This is a genomic window from Exiguobacterium sp. s138, assembly GCF_018618775.1.
In the GTDB taxonomy this organism is placed as follows: domain Bacteria; phylum Bacillota; class Bacilli; order Exiguobacteriales; family Exiguobacteriaceae; genus Exiguobacterium_A; species Exiguobacterium_A artemiae.
In genome coordinates, this window is the sequence record NZ_JACSMW010000005.1 from 40819 (window position 1) to 59251 (window position 18433).

Here is an 18433-nt window from a genome sequence, read left to right on the forward strand (position 1 = left end):
CATGAAACACATTTCATCTCCAAAAAACGAAATCGTTAAACAATGGAAGAAATTACTGACTAAAAAAGGACGCTTGCAAACAAAACGTTTCCTGATTGAAGGGGAACATTTAGTGGAAGAAGCCGTTCGTGCCGGAATCATTAAAGAATTGATCGTGCGCGAGGACGTTCAAGTACCGGGTTCTTGGAAAAAGAATGCCGCTGATTTGATCACGATTGATGAATCCGTCGCAAAAGTACTTTCTGAGACAGAAACGACACAAGGTATTTTTGCTGTCTGTGAAATGAAACAGCAGACAGAACGTTTGGAACGCGGGCGTTATCTTTTACTCGATCGTCTCCAGGATCCGGGAAATGTCGGAACGATGATTCGGACAGCGGATGCTGCCGGTTTTGACGGTGTCATCATTGGTCATGGGACAGTGGATGTCTATAACAGTAAAGTCCTTCGGGCGACACAAGGTTCGATTTTCCACTTACCTGTCATCATGATGTCACTTGAAGAAGCCATTCAAGACTTACATGAGCTTGGAGTCTTCATTTTAGGGACTGCCTTACGTGGCGCTCAACCGTACACAGACGTTGAGAACCTTGGGGCAATCGGTCTGATTATCGGAAATGAAGCACAAGGTGTTGCTCCAGAGTTACTCGACCAATGTGATGGTCGGGCATACATCCCGATTCGCGGAAAAGCAGAATCTTTAAATGCGGCAGTTGCTGCCGGAATTTTACTGTATCATTTTGCTCCGGCTGATTGAATCCAAGGAACGTTCGTGCTAAAGTGAGTTACAGCATCATATTTAACTAGACAACGATGGAACAGAGTAGGTTAGAAAACGATTCGATCAGGGAGAAAAAGCCTTAGACTGAGAGCTTTTTTACGAATCTGCTAGCTGAATTCACTCCGGAGTCGCACGAGAAATCGTGACGGGAGGCGCCCGTTACCGCGCCGCTTGAGGACTTGAGAATTTCAAGTTGAACAAGGGTGGTACCACGATTATATTAAATCGTCCCTTCGGCATTTGCCGGAGGGACGATTTTTTTATTTGGAAAAGGAGTGAGGAACATGCGGGAACAATTAGAAGCTTTACGTGATGAAGCGTTGCAACTCGTTAATCAAGCAAGTACACAAAAAGAATTAAACGATGTCCGGGTAAAATACCTTGGGAAAAAGGGACCGATTACAGAAGTGCTTCGGGGAATGGGAAAACTTTCAGCTGAAGAACGACCAGTCGTCGGAGAAATTGCGAATGCCGTCCGCAGTGTCATTCAAACTGAACTCGAACAGCGTCTTGTTGATGTCAAACAACAGGAAATGGACGCAAAATTAGCACTTGAAGCGATTGATGTGACCCTTCCCGGTCGTCCGAAACAGGTCGGTCAAGCCCATTTACTGCAACAAGTGACAGATGAAATCGAAGATATCTTTGTCGGTCTCGGTTATACGATTGCCGAAGGTCCGGAAGTCGAACAGGATCTGTTCAACTTCGAAATGTTGAACTTACCGAAAGATCACCCGGCCCGCGATATGCAGGATTCGTTTTACATCACGGATGAGATTTTGATGCGGACGCATACTTCACCGGTACAAGCCCGGACGATGCTCGCTTCAAAAGGTGAACCGATCCGGATTCTTTGTCCCGGAAAAGTGTACCGCCGAGACGAAGATGATGCGACACACTCGCACCAATTCATGCAGGTGGAAGGACTGGTCGTCGGTGAAGAGATTTCAATGGCAGACTTAAAAGGAACACTTGAAGCATTCGTTAAACAAATGTTCGGTGAAGCACGCGAAATCCGGTTACGTCCGAGCTTCTTCCCGTTCACGGAACCATCGGTCGAAGTCGATGTATCGTGCTTCAAATGTGGCGGTAAAGGATGCAACATCTGTAAACAGACAGGTTGGATTGAAATCTTGGGCGCAGGAATGGTTCACCCTCACGTGCTTGAAATGGCGGAATATGACAGTACGAAAATGTCTGGTTTCGCCTTCGGAATGGGGATTGAACGAATCGCCATGTTGAAATATGGTGTTGATGATATTCGCCACTTCTATACGAATGACGTTCGCTTCAGCGAACAGTTTTAAGGGGGAAAACAGATGTTAGTCTCAAAACAATGGTTGCAGGAATTTGTTGATGTTCGTCATAAGACAGGTCAGGAATTGGCTGACTTGATTACAAAAAGCGGGATTGAAGTCGAAGGTGTCGAGGTTCGGGACGCTGACTTGAACAATATCGTCGTCGGTCGTGTCCTGACGAAAGAAAAACATCCGGAAGCGGATAAATTAAATGTCACGACAGTCGATATCGGACAAGAAGAGCCGGTTCAAATCGTTTGCGGTGCACCGAATGTCGATGCCGGACAAGATGTCATCGTTGCCCGCGTCGGAGCCCGTCTGCCGGGCATTAAAATCAAGCGTGCCAAACTGCGTGGTGTTGTTTCGGAAGGAATGATTTGTTCCCTTGAAGAACTCGGTTTCGAGAAGAAGTACATCCGGGAAGATGAACAGGACGGCATTCATACGTTCCGTCAACCGGTCACACCCGGGCAAGATGTCCTCGAATTGCTTGGACTCCACGATGAAGTACTGGAACTCGGGTTGACGCCAAACCGTTCTGATTGTTTGAGCATGTATGGTGTAGCGCATGAAGTAGCCGGCATCTTGAACACTACACCTGTTTTTCCGTCTGTCGAAGTACCGGAAGCAGCATCGTCGACTGCAGTAACTGTTCAACTGGATTCGGAAGCCTGTACGTTTTATGCGGCCCGTGAAATTCGCGATATTACAATCGGGGAATCGCCGCTCTGGTTAAAAAATCGTCTAATCGCGAACGGAATCCGCCCGATCAACAACGTCGTCGACATCACGAACTTCGTTTTGCTGGAGACGGGACAGCCGTTGCATGCGTTTGATGCCAACAAACTGGGGCAACAAATCGTCGTTCGCCAGGCAAAAGCCGGTGAAACGTTCCAAACTCTTGATGAAGTCGAACGGACACTTGATCCGTCGATGCTCGTCATCACAGACGGTGAACGTCCAGTGGCGCTTGCCGGTGTCATGGGGGGCGCGAATACGGAAGTGGATTCTGCGACGACGTCCATCGTCCTTGAGTCTGCCTATTTTGCACCGACATCGGTTCGGAAAACAAGCCGTGTTCTCGGTCTTCGATCAGATTCGAGCTCACGTTTTGAAAAAGGTGTCGATCCGCGTCGTGTCGTGTTAGCGCTGGACCGGGCCGCGATGCTGATTGCTGAACTGGCAGGAGGTACAGTATTATCCGGAACGGCTGAAGCCGGTACGCTTCAACTGGAGGATCATCTGATTGAAGGCAGTGTTTCGTACATCAATCACCGCCTTGGTATGGAAATCGAAGGAACGGTCATGAAGGATCTGCTCGAGCGTCTTGGTCTTGAAGTCGAATTGTCGGCAGATGCATTGACAGTCAGTGTCCCGACACGTCGTCAAGACTTGATGATTCCGGCCGATTTAGCGGAAGAGGTTGCCCGTCTTTACGGATATGATGCGCTGACGTCGAGCCTGCCGCGCGAAGCAAGCCGCGGTTTCTTACCAAAACGTAACCAACACCGTCGTAAGATGCGTCAGCTTCTTCAAGGTGCTGGTCTTTCACAAGCCATCACGTACTCGTTGACAAGTGAGCAACGTGCAATGCAATTCAATGAACAGCAAGATTTGCATCCGGTTAAATTGTCGATGCCGATCAGTGAAGCCCGTTCCACGCTTCGGACATCCTTGATTCCGGGACTGCTGGAAGTCGCACAACATAATGTGGCACGACAACATGCTGATCTTGCCTACTACGAACTCGGAAGTGTTTATCTGCAACGTGATGCCTCACTTGAGACATTACCGCTTGAACAGGAAATGCTCGCAGGCATCATGGTCGGTCTGGCAGAGCAACATCGTGTTCACGGAACGCACGTCAAAACGGACTTCTTTGTCATAAAAGGAATCGTCGAGACGCTGGCTGAGGCGCTTGATGTGCCGTTAACGTATGAAGCGGCAGCAATGCAGTCGATGCACCCGGGCCGGACGGCACGAATTCTCCTTGACGGGGAAGCGATTGGATTTGTCGGACAAGTTCACCCCGGCTTATCGAAAGAAGAATACGGTCTGAAGGAAGTCTATGTCTTCGAACTCGATGCGATGGCACTGCACTCTAAAGTAGCCCGTGTCTATCAGGAAATTTCACGTTTCCCGTCAATGACGCGTGACGTCGCGATTGTTCTCGACCGTTCTGTATCTGCGTGCGAAGTCGAAGCCGTCATCATGCAAGCTGCAGGACCATTATTGAAGCAAGTGGAACTGTTTGATGTCTATACCGGTGATAATGTTGGAGCGGATCAGAAGTCGTTTGCCTTCTCGCTCCGTTATCAAAATAAAGAACGGACACTCGTCGATGAAGAGGTCACGACAGCTCATCAACAAGTCATTGAAGCCCTTCAATCATCGTTTAAAGCCGAATTGCGTTCTTAATCGTTTATACCTTTTTAAAAGTGATTAATTACCCGGAAAAGGGAGCTGGATGAATCAAAATCCAGCTCCCTTTTTGATATGTCTATAAACTATTTTTTTCTTCGCTTGAGATACAGTCGGACTACAGGTTGGCTACAGGTCCGCTCGATAAGATGAAGTCAGAAGAAAAAGGGAGGCTTATATATGAATTTTTTAAAACGGGCAGGAAAAAGTATTATTGCACGAAAAGGAAAGACGCTGATCATGCTGATCATCTTGACAGTGATTGGGTCACTTGTGCTATCCGGATTTGCCATCCAGGAAGCTGCAAAAAATGCAGGGGAAGAAGCACGAAAAGAACTCGGAGCGACCGTCACCCTTCAAGTCGACCGACAAAAACAGATGCAGGAACGACAAGCATCCGGAGAACGGGGACGACCTGAACAACAGGCGATTAGTCTGAAAGAGATTGAAGCGGTTGCTAATCTCAGCGAAGTCAAATCTGTCAATTACTTATCACAAGCAACCGCCACTTCCAGTAGTGTCGATCCAGTAACCAGTGAATCGACGGAAACGTCTGATTCCGAACAAAAAGGTCCTGGTACGATGGAGATGCCGGAAGGGATGACAACACCTGACTTTTCCCTGAACGGTGTCACGAGTATGGAACTGATAAATGCCTACACGGAAGGGACCTTAACAGTAGTCGAGGGGGAAGCGTTGACCACCGATTCACCTGAAAACAGTGTCGTCATTGATGAAAACTTAGCATCAGAAAACGATTTAAAGGTCGGGGATACGATTAAATTAAAAGCAACGACTACAAAACAATCTCAAAAATTGACGATTATCGGTCTGTCGTCATCGACGGAAGCGACATCCGATGCTGGTTTCCAGGCCGCCGGTTTCATGGATCCGATGAACCAGATGTATGTCTCGAATGATACGTTAGCTGATTTTGCGACAGAAGATGGAGAAGTCAGTGTATCGAGTGTTGTGTATACATTAAAAGATCCGGCAACGATTGCGACCTTTAAAAAAGAAGCGCAACTTGCAGCAAGTGATTTGGACTGGGATACGTATATGCTTGATGCTAATGATGCGGCTTATCAAAAGATGGTCGGACCAATCGAACAGGTTGCTTCGTTTTCTAAATCGGTTGTATATCTCGTCAGCATTGCAGGGGGATTGATTTTAGCGTTGTTGATTTTATTGTCTGTTCGTGAACGCCGGAAAGAAATGGGGATTTTACTTGCGATGGGTGAAAAACGTTCCAAATTGATGGGACAATTGTTGATTGAGACGTTTGCGGTTGCAACGGTTGCTTTCCTGATCACATATGCAACAGGCGGCATGACCTCTCAGTTTATGACAGATCAACTGCTCAGCCGAGAAGTGACGGAAGCAACAAGTACGGTTGCGACACAAACCGGATTTGGAGGTCCGGGCGGTCCCGGACAACAAATGCTGAACAGTATTCCGCAAATCACCGAAATGACGACTAATATCGACTGGGTGACACTAATTCAGGTAATGGAGATCGGAAGCTTGATCGTCTTCTTGTCCGTTCTGTTCCCATCAGTCGCCTTACTGCGTATGAATCCAAAAGAAATTTTGTTACGGGAGGATTAATCCAATGACTATCTTAAAAATGAATGATGTCTCGTATGCCTATACATCGGGAAGTAAGATTCAACATATCTTAAAAAATGTATCGATTGAATTTAAAGCCGGTCACTTTTACGCTGTTCTTGGCGAATCGGGATCTGGGAAAACGACTGCACTCAGTTTGCTGAGTGGTCTCGATTCACCTACCGAAGGACAAATTGAGTATGATGGACGAGACTTGCGAAAAATTGGTTTAACAAGATACCGCTCACGTCATGCTGCAACCGTATTTCAAGCCTTTAATTTACTGACATATCTGAATGCGATTGACAATATTATCGTGGCGCTGGAATTGAGTGGGAGAAAGGTCAAATCGAAAAGAAGTCACGCTTTAGATCTGCTCGCTCAAGTCGGACTAGATGAAACACATGCCGAGAAAAAAGTGCTTCAACTAAGTGGCGGTCAACAGCAACGTGTAGCTATTGCCCGTGCACTGGCAACGGAGGCGCCGATCATTTTGGCAGATGAGCCGACCGGTGCTCTGGATGAAAAAACAGCTGCCGATATCATTGAACTGTTTAAACGACTTGCACATGAATCGAATCGTTGTATTATTACCGTGACACATTCAGCGGAAGTTGCCCGTGCAGCAGATCATATCATCGAATTGAAACAACAACACTTCCGAATCAGAACAAATGCCGAGCCTCAGACGGTATGACCATTATTCCGGGAGACAGAATACACCGGCCATCTTCTTGTTCTTGACAGAACAGGAAGGCAGCCGGTGCTTTTTTGTATCTACCCCAATTAGGTGAGAGGACTGCCGATTCTAAACGAAAAGAAAGTGGGAGGTGAACCACCGATCTTCTTTCCGGATAAAATCTAAACATCATGAAGCAAGTTCCTGCTCATGCGGTGGTTCGTTTCGACGATTGAAAATGAAGTAGATGAAACCACTTGTAAGAACGATGATACTGCAAAACAAAAACATGTTCGAGTAACCGATTTTGGCAGCAAGGCCCGACAGTAATAATGCGCCAAGACCAAATCCGCTGTCATAAGCCAAGAAAAAGGTAGAAATGGCTTTTCCTTTTTGATGTGGTGCAGCGTAGGTCAGCATGACCGTCTGGAGTCCGGGGAAAATCGAAGCAGATCCGATTCCGATGATGAGTGCAGCCAAAAGTAACCCGGGTAACGAAGGGAAAACGCCTAAGAGAATAAAACCTAGACTATACAGCAGGAAAGAAGGAAATAAAACGAAACCCGGTCCTTTTTGGTCAAACCATCTGCCGGCAAGCGGACGGATTGCTACCATGCCAAGTGCGACGAGGGCATAAAAGTAAGACGCGTAGGAAATGTGACCAATTGAATCCGTATACAATGAAATGAAAGCCGCTGTACTGGAGATGGCGACACCGGCTAAAACAGTGGCAAACAATAATAACGGACGGGATAAGAAAAGTGATTGATGAAGCCGGAAGACACGCGTATTCGGTACATGTTGACTCGTTAACGGTAAGCGAATCATCAGAACGAATGAAACGAATGCGAGCGATGCGACCGTGATGAAATAAAGGAAAAAGGCATCATGCTGAATCAAACTAAGTCCGATGACCGGTCCGAGAACAGAGGCAAGATTCATGGATAAAACAAAATACCCCATCCCTTCACCTTGACGGGTTTTCGGAATAAGTGTCGTTACGGCCAAGCTGATGGATGAAGACAACATTCCGAAGCTAAAACCATGAAAAATACGGACGATGATGAGATACAAAAAAGAATTCAAGGGAAGAACCAACAGATACAAAACACTCATCATTGTAAACAATGATGCAGAAATCAACAGCATCCGTTTGACATCGTGGCGATCAAGCCAATGACCAATCAAGGGTCGGGAACAAACGGTTGCTAAAATAAAGCTGGTGACGACCCAACCCAGTGCAGCCTGTGAAACATCAAATTGTTTAGCGGCAAGTAAAGGAAGTGAAGCATTGAGTAAATAAAACGTAATGAATAACAACAGATTGATCAATAAAGTCAGTACGTAATGACGATGAAATAAACGGTTTTTCAAAGTGAATCCTCCTGTTCATCTGGACGGTGTGTTGCGAGTAACTGTGTCATGACTGCCGCAATGATGCTTTGATCGTCGAATGATACAGATTGCAGAAATGCATGATGAGCCGACTGGACGGCCTGATCGATTTCACGATAAGCGTGACGGGCGGAAGGCGTTAAAGTAATCAGACGTTTACGTCCAGAACCCGTTCGCGTGATGTAGCCTAACTCTTCAAGACGTGCAACCGTCTTGGTGACGGCGGGTTTTTCAATGACTAAGTATTTGGATAAGGCAACTTGCGAGACGGGTTCGAGAATGGCGACCGCTTTGATTAACCCCCATTGTCCGGTGTGCAACGAAAAAGGCAGAAGCGCCGCATCGATGTCACGTTTTGCGAGGCGTGCTACTTTGGATAACTGTCCTAACAGATCTTCTTGAAACGTGGTCATATAAAAAACTCCTTTAAGTTAACTAGTTAACTTAAAGGAGTATACCGAATCGGTAACACGATGACAAGTTATTTTTCGGAAGGAAGCGGAAAGACGGCTTGAAACGTGACCTGATTGATTGAGCCGTTGATTTGAGTAATGATTTCGAGCCGGTCCATGATTTGACGAACGAGGAACAGACCCAAACCGCTCCCGCCATGAATCCGATTTCTGGATTGCTCCGAACGAACGAGAGGATCAAACCAGTTTGCGGTTTCACTTGTATCTTGAACGGTTGGTTCATTGGTAATCGTCAAGACGACAGCTGTATCCGTTGTGTCTGTCGAAATTTGGATGTTTCCCGTGACAGCGGTGTAAGAGACGGCGTTCATGAGGACATTATGAAGGGCACGACCCAACAAAGAAGGATCACTCTGAATCCAAGCATCATTTCCGGTTACTGTGACGTCCAGTCGACGCTCCGTAATCAGGTTCTCAAGTGGTCGTAGTTGTTGCTGTAGGATTTCATGCAGAGAGATATCATGTTTTTTGACTTCTATTTGTTCGACGCGGGCGACTTCAAGAAGTTCTGCAACCAATCGCTCCATATTTTCAATGACTTGTCCGGCGCGTTCCAAATAATAATCGCGATCCCGGTAAGCTCCTAGATTGAGTGACATCCCTTCAACCTGTCCTTTTATGATTGTTAACGGTGTCTTCAGCTCATGTGAGATGGCTAAAAATAAATTACGCCGTTCCGCATCACGTTGCCGATCTTTTTCAGATTCGAGACGCAAGCGTTCGTTCGAAGTATGCAGCGACTGCATCGTCGATTCCAGTTTTGTTGCCAGACGATTGATGTTTTCTGATAAATCGCCTAATTCATCGGACGAGGTATGGTGTGTCCGTATCGAAAAATTCAAGTGGGCGAGTTCTTTTGTAGCTTGATTGATCGTCAGTAAAGGGCGTGAAATGGTTCGAGAATACAAAAAAGCGGCTAATGCAGCAAGTAACAGCAACGGAAGAACGATATAGGGGGCAAGATTCAAAATCACACTTTTCACTTCATCAATCGGTTGAATCATTTGATTGGCCTCTAAAATCAAAGTCTGGTCAGTCAAGTCGAGCGTCAAGGATTCTTGAATCATACCTTTTGGCGCATTGTCAGAAACAGGACGCGCTTGCCGGAGAGGACTCCGTTCAAAGCCGGGTGCATAATACAACTGATTGGTTTCCGTCCAAAGAGAAAAACGAATTCCTTGATCCGATAGACGGTCGAGCTCCGTAATCAATTGGGCACTGGATTTTTTTTGAGCGGTCTGTTGGATCGTTAACATCGTTGTATGAAACTGATCTTCCCGGTAGCTTTGATAATAAGACGGTAATGTTGCATATAGAAAGCCGACAGTCGACAGGACGGCAATCATCAGCAAACTAACCGTTAATGAAAACAACTTCCACGTTATCCGATGGCGTTTAATTAGTCGCTTCAAGTTTATATCCGACTCCTTTTACGGTCTGAATGTAGGGAACGTTGATTTTTTTGCGAAGGTTTTTAATGTGTGTATCTAAAAAACGTGTATCCCCAAAAGCGTCAAATCCCCATAATTGTTGAATCAGTTGTTCTCGTTCCAGTACTCGACCTGGATTTTCCAACAATAAATGAAGGATTTGAAACTCTTTTAACGTCAAAATAACAGCGTTACCAGAAATTAAAACGTTATAGCTTGCCGGAAATAGGGTAATTTCACGGAAAGAGAGCTGTTCTTCGTCATTCGTCCGGATTCGTCGAATGACGGCTTCGATTCTGCGCAATAAAATGCGTAAGGAAAAGGGTTTGGCAATATAGTCATCGATCCCAAGGTCAAACCCTTTTACTTGATTGTCTTCATCTTGTAAAGCGGTCAAAAAGATAATCGGCGTTTGAGACGTTTTTCGAACCTGTTGCGCGACTTCAAAACCGTCCAGATAAGGCATCATGATATCCAGTATCATCAAATCGAATGTCGCTGACTGATGCAGCTTAAGTGCCTCCATTCCGTTAGCGGCACTTGTGACATGATAGCCGCTCGATTCAAGCAGTTCAGTTAAGAGTTCGCGGATATCAAATTCATCTTCCGCAATTAAAATATGTGTCATTTTTTTCACCTCATACTTAGTTGTACCATCATTATCTGAAGTTTAACTGAATTTAGCGAGAATTCTCCCACCTCTAAGCGTCTCAGGGCGAAGCCCAGCATAGGTGGGAGATGAATCGCCCTGTTTTTCAAGACTGAGATTGTTGGATACAATCAGTGTAACGAATCAAAAGGAAACTTCAATTTGCGAAGCAAATAAGTGGTGAGTAGTTCACCGGTAAAGCCCGTCAGAATACTGTCGCTGTTCGTTTAAACTCAGGAGGAGAGAACATACATCATGAATCGTTTAGATAAACACCTGTCCGAATTAATTGCGCCATTTCATCTCACATGCGAAGTAAATCCTTCCATCACGGGCATCGCAACAGACTCGCGTGAAGTGACAAAAGGCTGTCTGTTTATTTGTGTCCGCGGCTATACCGTTGATGGACACCAGTACGCTGAAGAGGCCGTTGCAAACGGAGCCGTTGCGATTTTAGCGGAAGAACCCATCGACGGAGTGGAAGTTCCCGTCGTCCTATTACAGGATACAAAACATGCTGCCGGAAAAGTGGCGGATTTATTTTACGATCATCCGAGTCACAAGTTGAAGGTTTATGGAATAACGGGTACGAACGGGAAAACGACGACGACCAAACTGACATACGATTTATTTCGTGCTGCCGGACAGAAGGCAGGGATGATCAGCACAATCGGAGCGATGATTGACGGAGAAATGATCGATACACCGAATACAACACCGGAAGCTATCATTTTGCATCGTCTGTTATACCAAATGGTCGAGCAGGGGGTCACCGATTGTGTACTCGAGGTTTCTTCGCACGCTTTAATGGAAGGTCGCGTGGAAGGGGTAAAGTTTCATGCCGCAGCGTTTACGAACCTGACACACGATCACCTTGATTACCATGCCTCGATGGAGGAATACGCGCAGGCAAAAGCCTTGTTGTTCAAACAAGTTGCAACGAGCGGAGGGCAAGCGGTCATTCTAAATGAGGCTGATCCGAAGAGTCGAGTCATGGAAAAAGCGGCAGAAGGCTTGCCTGTCATCTGGTACGCAACAAAAGCGCTGTCTGAAGCACCAATCACAGTGGAGTGGAAAGAGGAGACTGTCAGTGTCCGGATTGACGGGACAGTGACGGAAGTTTCTGTCTTTCTTCTCGGCGATTTCAATGCTGCGAATCTTGCGGCGGCCATCGGACTGATGCAGGCAGGTAACGTTAATATGTATCAGCTGATCCGCCATATACCGGAACTTCGTCTTCCGAAAGGACGTTTGGAACAGATTCCGTTTGAAGGGTGCGAAGTATACATTGATTATGCGCACACACCGGACGGATTGGAGAAGTGTTTGAAAGCATTGTCTGTTCCGGGCGAACCTTTATATATGGTGCTGAGTGCAGCAGGGGAACGAGATCGTTCCAAACGAGCGGTGATGGGACGGATTGCCGGTCAGTATTGCGAGGGAATCATCGTGACGGTACATGATCCGAGGCGGGAACAGCCGCAACAAATCATTAAAGAGCTTCTGGTAGAGATACCGCCTCGAAAAATCATCACCTGTCATGAGTCGCGAAAAGAAGCACTCCAGATTGCAGCAAAGGTTGCATTGACCGGGAAGCGGATGGTCATTGTCGGGAAAGGGCATGAACGGTTCGAACAGATTGGGACGGAGCACGTGCCGTTCGATGAAGTCAAGATTTTAACCGATGAACTGATTCGGTTATCCGGTCAGGAGACGGCCATGTAAAAAACCGACCATTTTTCATTATGGTCGGTTTCTTTTCTTAGCTAAAGCTTCCGCTTTTTTAGTATTGGCGAAATGATATTTTGTCCATTCCTGTAAACGTTCAGGACCGTATCTTATTAAGAGCGAAGCAGCGACCTGATCGACTTTTGCACCGGCACCTTTCGGGATCTCCGTCCCGGTCTGGCGGCTCAACTGATCCATCTCTTTTAAGAAGATGGCCCGTGCCAAAATTGAGGCGGCGGCGACGGCGACGTGGATTCCTTCCGCCTTCGTCGAAAAGTAGACGTTGTCCTTGACCTGGTTCGTCTCTCCGGAAAGATGTTTGTAGTAGACAGCTTTTTCAGCGAATTGATCAATCAGGATGGCTTGCGGCGGTTCATCCAGTCGAGTGAGTAATCCATTGAGCGCGGAATTATGAAGCAGGGCGGTCATCTTGCCCTGTGTCATCGTCCGTTGCATTCGATTGTAATCCGGATTGTGCAGGATCCGGTATTCATAAGGAATCACAGCATGCAGATCACGAGCAATCGTTCGGATTTCCGGATCGGAGACGTTTTTAGAGTCGCGGACTCCGAGCTCCCGGACCAGTTCGATTTTCGTTTTGTCAACGTAAGCGGCAACGACGACTAAAGGACCAAAAAAGTCACCTTTTCCAACTTCGTCACTGCCGACGACCGACCAGTTGGCAAATCCTTCTGGTAAAGAGCCGCTTGCCGGAGAAACGGTTTTTTTTGCTATCGGCGAACCGTAACGTACAGCGACAGTTTCAGCTTCCTGTCCTTGAAACATGACTTTTCCCGAGTTATAGACGGTCACGATACATCCGGCCGTTCGTGCGGCGAATCGTGCATAAGGCGGAGGCGAAACTTGATGACGCGTGAAATTGGAAATGACGGTTTCCTGTTTTTCTTTTGTTAGCTTTAAAACGACTGTTCCCATGACATGATCACCCTTTCGAAAATAAGCATACCATCCTTAAGTCGGATGGTGGACTTCTTTTCCTATTTCAAAAATGATGGTACTATATGAAAGAAGCAAAGTATGAGGAGGACAGGAAAATGGCTGATTCAGAAGGGTTGAACCGGACGACGATTCATATTGCAGGAAATGATTATACGATTGTCGGAACGGAGTCACCTGAACATGTTCGCGAAGTGGGTCTCCTCGTGGATACAAAAATTCGTGAAATCAGAGACCAGGCACCACAACTCGACGTGCGACAAATTGCTGTTCTAGCAGCTCTCAATATCGGTAGTGACTATGTCAAAATCAAAAAGAATTTGGGTGAACTTTAAACATGATTTCTCTTGTTATCTTACTGTTTTTAGCTTTAGGCACGATGACGGGTGTCCGTCGGGGTGTTGTGTTACAGGCAGGTCATTTATTAAGCCTGATCATCTCGTTTATTGTCGCTTTGTCGTTTTACGATGAGTTGGCCGAGAAGTTCAAGTTATGGATTCCTTACCCATCAACGCTGGATGATGCCGGAATTGATTTAACGATGTTCTCCATCCCGAGTTCGGTTGGTTTGGATGAAGTATTTTATAAAGCCTTTTGGTTCATCGTCTTGTTTTTTGCGACGAAAATCGTGTTATCGATTATCATCGCAATGTTTGATTCACTGACGAACATTCCAGTTCTCAAGCAGGTCAAAGGTCTCTTGGGAGGTATCTTCGGATTCATCGAGATGTATATCTTCATCTTCCTGGTTTTGTTCCTGGCAGCCTTTGCACCGGTTCAGTCCATTCAAGATGCCATTGCAGATTCAAGTTTAGCGTCATTTATGATTCAACATACACCGGTCCTCGCAGATTGGTTAATGCAAAAAGTCGGTTTGATAAAATAACGTGCTCCCGTTGAATGGGAGCTTTTTTTGAGGGGAGAATTGAACATGCGGACGACACAAGATGCGATTCGACATTTGGAACGAATTTCAGTTTATCTCGAAGTAAAAGGTGAAAACCCGTTTAAGATCAATGCGTTTCGAAAGGCAGCAAGTCTGCTCGAAGCAGCGGAACTTGATTTCATGGCGATCGAAGACTTTACAGCGATGAAAGGAATCGGAAAAGGAACGGCAACGGTCCTTGAGGAATTCCGTGAAACCGGAACGAGTACCGCATTGACGGAACTTGAGCAACAGGTCCCGGAAGGATTGATTGCCTTACTGAAGATTCCGGGACTTGGTGGAAAGAAACTCGCGAAACTGCATGAAGTCGGTGTCATTGATGCAGATTCCTTCGCTGAGAAACTGGCAGATGGTACAGTGGAAGCAATGCCGGGCTTCGGGAAAAAGACCGTGGAAAAATACAGTAAGGCACTGGAAACATTTGAGATACGGCCGGAACGGTTACCGTACGGTGTCATGCGAAAGAGTGTCAGTGAGCTGGAGCGGACGTTAGCCGGGATCGATCAAATCATCCGTTTTGAAGTCGGGGGCAGTTTCCGGCGCGCGGAAGAGACGTGTAAGGATCTCGATTTCATCATCTCGACGGACCATCCAAAAGAAGTGAAGGCGCAATTACTTGAAATTGAACAAATCGATGAAATCATTGCTGCCGGGGACACCAAAGTCTCAATCGTTTTGAAGCGGGATGATGCTTACATCGCAGTTGATTTCCGATTAGTGGACGACTTGGCATTTGCTTCGACGTTACATCACTTTACGGGATCAAAAGATCATAATGTCCGGATGCGGCAACTGGCGAAAGAACGCGGTGAAAGTATCTCGGAATACGGAGTCGAAACGAAAGACGGACTGTTCCAACCGAAAACGGAACAGGAACTGTTTGCCCGTTATGACCTGCCGTTCATCCCGCCGGAACTGCGGGTAGGACGTCAGGAGTTCGAAGCGGATTTAAATATGTTGATTCAGGAAAAGGACATTCAAGCAGATGTCCATATGCATACAACGTGGTCGGACGGTACGTTATCCGTTGATGAACTGGTTGATGCCTGTGCGGCACGGGGATACTCCTGGATGGCCATTACCGATCACAGTAAATATATGAAGTTCGTCAATGGATTGACGGAAGAACGATTGCGGAAACAGCGCGTCGAAATTGAAGCGGCACGAAAGAAACATCCGGAGATGACGATTTTATGCGGTGTTGAGATGGATATTCTACCGGACGGATCACTCGATTATGAGGATGACTTCTTAAAAGAAATGGATTACGTCATCGCTTCGATCCATTCGAAGTTTGATCAGACGGAAGAGGAAATCATGCAACGTCTTGAAAATGCCTGCCGCAATCCGTATGTCTCTTTGATTGCCCATCCGACCGGACGCATTATCGGACGCCGGGATGGATATGCAGTCAACATCGATCGACTGGTCGAACTGGCGGCTGAAACCGGGACGGCACTGGAAATGAATGCGAATCCCGGACGGTTTGATTTAACCGCCTCGTCACTGGCGAAAGCGAAGGCAGCTGGAGTCAAACTGATGATCAACACCGATACCCATCGTCCGGAAATGTTGGAAGATATGAAACTTGGGGTCCTTCATGCACGTAAAGCATATTTGGAACCATCTGATGTCATCAATACGTGGACTGCCAAAGAAGCACGTGCCTTTTTTGACCGAAAACGTTTAGGAGTGAAGTAAATGAATGCCAATGCACTACGTGTATTAGAATACGATAAATTAAAAGAACTACTCGCCAAACAAACCGCCAGTTCACTGGGGGCTCAGTTCGTGCGGAAAATGGAGCCGGCGGAAGATTTTGAGCAGGTGAAAGCGTTACTCGCTTTGACGACAGAAGCGACGACCGTTTACCGATTGCGCGACCGTTATCCATTTGGCGGACTGACGGATGTCCGCAGTGAAGTCAAGCGGGCGGAAATCGGATCTGTCCTCTCAACCAGTGAGTTACTTGCAGTGGCAGACGTCGTCTATTCCGGACGTCAAGTCAAGGCTTTCCAGGAACGTCTGCATGAAGATCATCCGGATCTCCGCTTACCGGCGCTTGACAGCCGGATTGAGCAGATTACAAAGCTGGTGGAAATCGAACAGGGTATTCGTCATGCGATTGATGACCAGGGAACGGTTCAAGACTCGGCAAGCGACAAACTTCGGGCTTTACGGAGTCAGCTTCGCTCACTCGAAGGTCAAGTCCGGTCGAAAATCGACGGCGTCTTACGCAGTAAGTCGAAGATGTTGTCCGATGCCATCGTCACGATGCGAAATGACCGTTACTGTGTGCCGGTCAAGCAGGAGTACCGTCAAGCCTTTGGCGGAATCGTCCATGACCAATCGGCATCCGGTGCGACACTGTTCATCGAACCGCAAGCCGTCGTTGCGGCCAACAATGAAATCCAGGAAGCACGCCTCAAAGAGCGGGCAGAAATCGAACGGATTTTAGCTCAACTTTCAGCGCTTGTCGGCTCAGTCGGCGATTCGCTTCGCATCAACGTCGACGTCCTGGCGGAGCTCGATTTCATCATGGCAAAAGCGTTATACGGACACACGATTCGTGCCGTCGAACCACGTTTAAATGAAAATCGCCACATCGTCCTGAAAGAAGCGCGTCATCCGTTCATTCCGGATGATGAGGTCGTTCCGATTACCGTGTCGCTTGGCGGGGAATTCACCTCACTCGTCATCACCGGACCGAACACCGGCGGGAAAACCGTCACGTTGAAAACGATTGGACTACTGCAATTGATGGTTCAATCCGGTTTATACGTTCCGGCAGCGGACGAGACGGAGTTGAGTGTCTTTGATGCGATTTATGCCGACATCGGAGATGAACAGTCCATTGAACAAAACTTGTCGACGTTTAGTTCTCATATGACGAACATCGTTTCAATGATGGGGAAAATTGATTTCATGAGTCTTGTCCTGTTTGATGAACTCGGTGCGGGAACGGATCCGACAGAAGGGGCGGCGCTTGCGATTGCCATCTTGGATGAAGTGAAACGACGCGGGGCGCGTGTCGCTGCGACGACTCACTATTCGGAGCTGAAAGCATACGGTTACAACCGGGAAGGTGTCGTGAACGCCTCGATGGAGTTTGATGTCGAGTCGCTTAGTCCAACGTACCGGTTACTGATTGGTGTACCTGGACGTTCCAATGCCTTTGAAATTTCGAAACGGCTTGGGCTAGAGGACCGTGTCATCGATGCGGCCCGTGATCAAGTTGGAACGGATGCGCAGTCCGTTGAAACGATGATCGGACGGCTGGAAGAAGCGAAACAACGTGCTGAATCCTTGGAACGGGAATTGCTGCAGGAACAACAACGATTGGTGGAAGAACGGGAAGAGTTCGAGCGGGAACAGGCGGAGATTCATCAAGAGAAAAATGAAATTCTCGCCAAAGCAGAAGAAAAAGCAACGCGTGCCGTCGAACGGGCACAAAAAGAAGCAGAAGCTGTCATTAAGCGCCTGAAAGAATTACGGGACGCGGGAGCTGTCAAAGAGCACGAACTGATTGAAGCCCGGAAACAGCTCGAGCAAGCGAAACCTTCGTTACAAGATCAACGGATTGCCAAGGTCAAAGCAAAAACCAATCAGGCTCCGGTCTTTGCCAAAGGCGAAGAAGTAAAAGTAACGACCTTTAACCAAAAAGGATATATCATCAATCAAAATTCAAATGGTGAATATACAGTACAGGTCGGAATCATGAAAGTAAACGTCAAGCCGAGTGATTTAGCCAAGGTCGGGGAAGTCAAATCGGCTTCGAAAACCAAAAAACGATCTGGCGGAACAAGTATCACGAAGCAGTCTGCTGCTTCAGCCGAGTTGGATTTACGCGGTGTCCGGGTCGAGGAAGGACTGGCAAAACTCGATCGGTTCATGGATCAGGCACTGCTGTCCAACTACGAACAGATTCGTGTCATCCATGGTCTTGGAACAGGAGCGATGCGTCAAGGAGTACAAGAATACCTTCGTGGAAACCGTCATGTCAAAACCCATCGCTTAGGCGGTCAGGGTGAAGGTGGACATGGTGTGACAATCATCGAATTGAAATGA

Annotated in this window: 15 protein-coding genes; 10 read left to right on the top strand and 5 right to left on the bottom strand. The window is 47.0% G+C overall.

Going from position 1 to position 18433, the window contains the following annotated elements; all coding sequences use genetic code 11:
* Window position 1: 1 nt before the first annotated feature.
* The 5 genes from KNP91_RS11565 (at window position 2) to KNP91_RS11585 (ending at window position 6805) form a co-directional block, all read left to right on the top strand.
* Window positions 2–757: a TrmH family RNA methyltransferase gene (locus KNP91_RS11565; protein ID WP_012371054.1), complete on the top strand. Its 756-nt coding sequence runs from the start codon at window positions 2–4 to the stop codon at window positions 755–757.
* 308 nt (window positions 758–1065) lie between these two features.
* A complete protein-coding gene (pheS, locus tag KNP91_RS11570; RefSeq protein ID WP_012371053.1) occupies window positions 1066–2088 on the top strand; it encodes a phenylalanine--tRNA ligase subunit alpha in 1023 nt (340 codons plus the stop codon).
* A 12-nt stretch (window positions 2089–2100) separates the two neighbouring features.
* Window positions 2101–4497 carry a phenylalanine--tRNA ligase subunit beta gene (pheT, locus tag KNP91_RS11575; protein WP_214850162.1) on the top strand — a complete coding sequence of 799 codons (2397 nt, stop codon included), beginning with the start codon at window positions 2101–2103 and terminating at the stop codon, window positions 4495–4497.
* A 183-nt stretch (window positions 4498–4680) separates the two neighbouring features.
* Window positions 4681–6108 carry an ABC transporter permease gene (locus tag KNP91_RS11580; protein ID WP_012371051.1) on the top strand — a complete coding sequence of 476 codons (1428 nt, stop codon included), beginning with the start codon at window positions 4681–4683 and terminating at the stop codon, window positions 6106–6108.
* Window positions 6109–6112: 4 nt separating this feature from the next.
* On the top strand, window positions 6113–6805 hold the full coding sequence (locus KNP91_RS11585) for an ABC transporter ATP-binding protein (RefSeq protein WP_012371050.1): 693 nt from the start codon (window positions 6113–6115) through the stop codon (window positions 6803–6805).
* A gap of 171 nt (window positions 6806–6976) precedes the next feature.
* On the opposite strand, the gene KNP91_RS11590 is transcribed toward KNP91_RS11585, so the two are convergent.
* The 4 genes from KNP91_RS11590 to KNP91_RS11605 all read right to left on the bottom strand — a co-directional run bounded on the left by KNP91_RS11590 (window position 6977) and on the right by KNP91_RS11605 (window position 10713).
* A complete protein-coding gene (locus KNP91_RS11590) occupies window positions 6977–8161 on the bottom strand; it encodes an MFS transporter (protein ID WP_214763386.1) in 1185 nt (394 codons plus the stop codon).
* Window positions 8158–8595: a MarR family winged helix-turn-helix transcriptional regulator gene (locus KNP91_RS11595; protein WP_012371048.1), complete on the bottom strand. Its 438-nt coding sequence runs from the start codon at window positions 8593–8595 to the stop codon at window positions 8158–8160. The genes KNP91_RS11590 and KNP91_RS11595 overlap by 4 nt, the downstream gene beginning before the upstream one ends.
* Before the next feature lie 68 nt (window positions 8596–8663).
* Window positions 8664–10067, bottom strand: a complete 1404-nt coding sequence (locus KNP91_RS11600; RefSeq protein ID WP_214850163.1) for a HAMP domain-containing sensor histidine kinase — start codon at window positions 10065–10067, stop codon at window positions 8664–8666.
* The gene (locus KNP91_RS11605) at window positions 10051–10713 is read right to left on the bottom strand and encodes a response regulator transcription factor (protein WP_012371046.1); all 663 of its coding nucleotides are present in this window, start codon (window positions 10711–10713) and stop codon (window positions 10051–10053) included. The genes KNP91_RS11600 and KNP91_RS11605 overlap by 17 nt, the downstream gene beginning before the upstream one ends.
* Before the next feature lie 276 nt (window positions 10714–10989).
* On the opposite strand from KNP91_RS11605, the gene KNP91_RS11610 reads away from it, so the two are divergent.
* Window positions 10990–12459 carry a UDP-N-acetylmuramoyl-L-alanyl-D-glutamate--2,6-diaminopimelate ligase gene (locus KNP91_RS11610; protein WP_214850164.1) on the top strand — a complete coding sequence of 490 codons (1470 nt, stop codon included), beginning with the start codon at window positions 10990–10992 and terminating at the stop codon, window positions 12457–12459.
* Between the two features lie 18 nt (window positions 12460–12477).
* Here KNP91_RS11610 and rnhC read toward each other — a convergent pair whose 3' ends face one another.
* Window positions 12478–13398, bottom strand: a complete 921-nt coding sequence (gene rnhC / locus KNP91_RS11615; protein WP_214850165.1) for a ribonuclease HIII — start codon at window positions 13396–13398, stop codon at window positions 12478–12480.
* A 119-nt stretch (window positions 13399–13517) separates the two neighbouring features.
* Between rnhC and zapA the strand changes: the two genes are divergently transcribed.
* From zapA to KNP91_RS11635, 4 genes are read left to right on the top strand one after another with little or no spacing between them, the layout of a single operon-like run.
* Window positions 13518–13754 (top strand): cell division protein ZapA, encoded by a 237-nt coding sequence (gene zapA / locus KNP91_RS11620; RefSeq protein WP_012371043.1) that lies wholly within the window; start codon window positions 13518–13520, stop codon window positions 13752–13754.
* 2 nt (window positions 13755–13756) lie between these two features.
* Window positions 13757–14305 carry a CvpA family protein gene (locus KNP91_RS11625; protein ID WP_214763391.1) on the top strand — a complete coding sequence of 183 codons (549 nt, stop codon included), beginning with the start codon at window positions 13757–13759 and terminating at the stop codon, window positions 14303–14305.
* 45 nt (window positions 14306–14350) lie between these two features.
* Window positions 14351–16066: a DNA polymerase/3'-5' exonuclease PolX gene (polX, locus tag KNP91_RS11630; protein ID WP_214850167.1), complete on the top strand. Its 1716-nt coding sequence runs from the start codon at window positions 14351–14353 to the stop codon at window positions 16064–16066.
* On the top strand, window positions 16067–18433 hold the full coding sequence (locus KNP91_RS11635; protein ID WP_214763397.1) for an endonuclease MutS2: 2367 nt from the start codon (window positions 16067–16069) through the stop codon (window positions 18431–18433).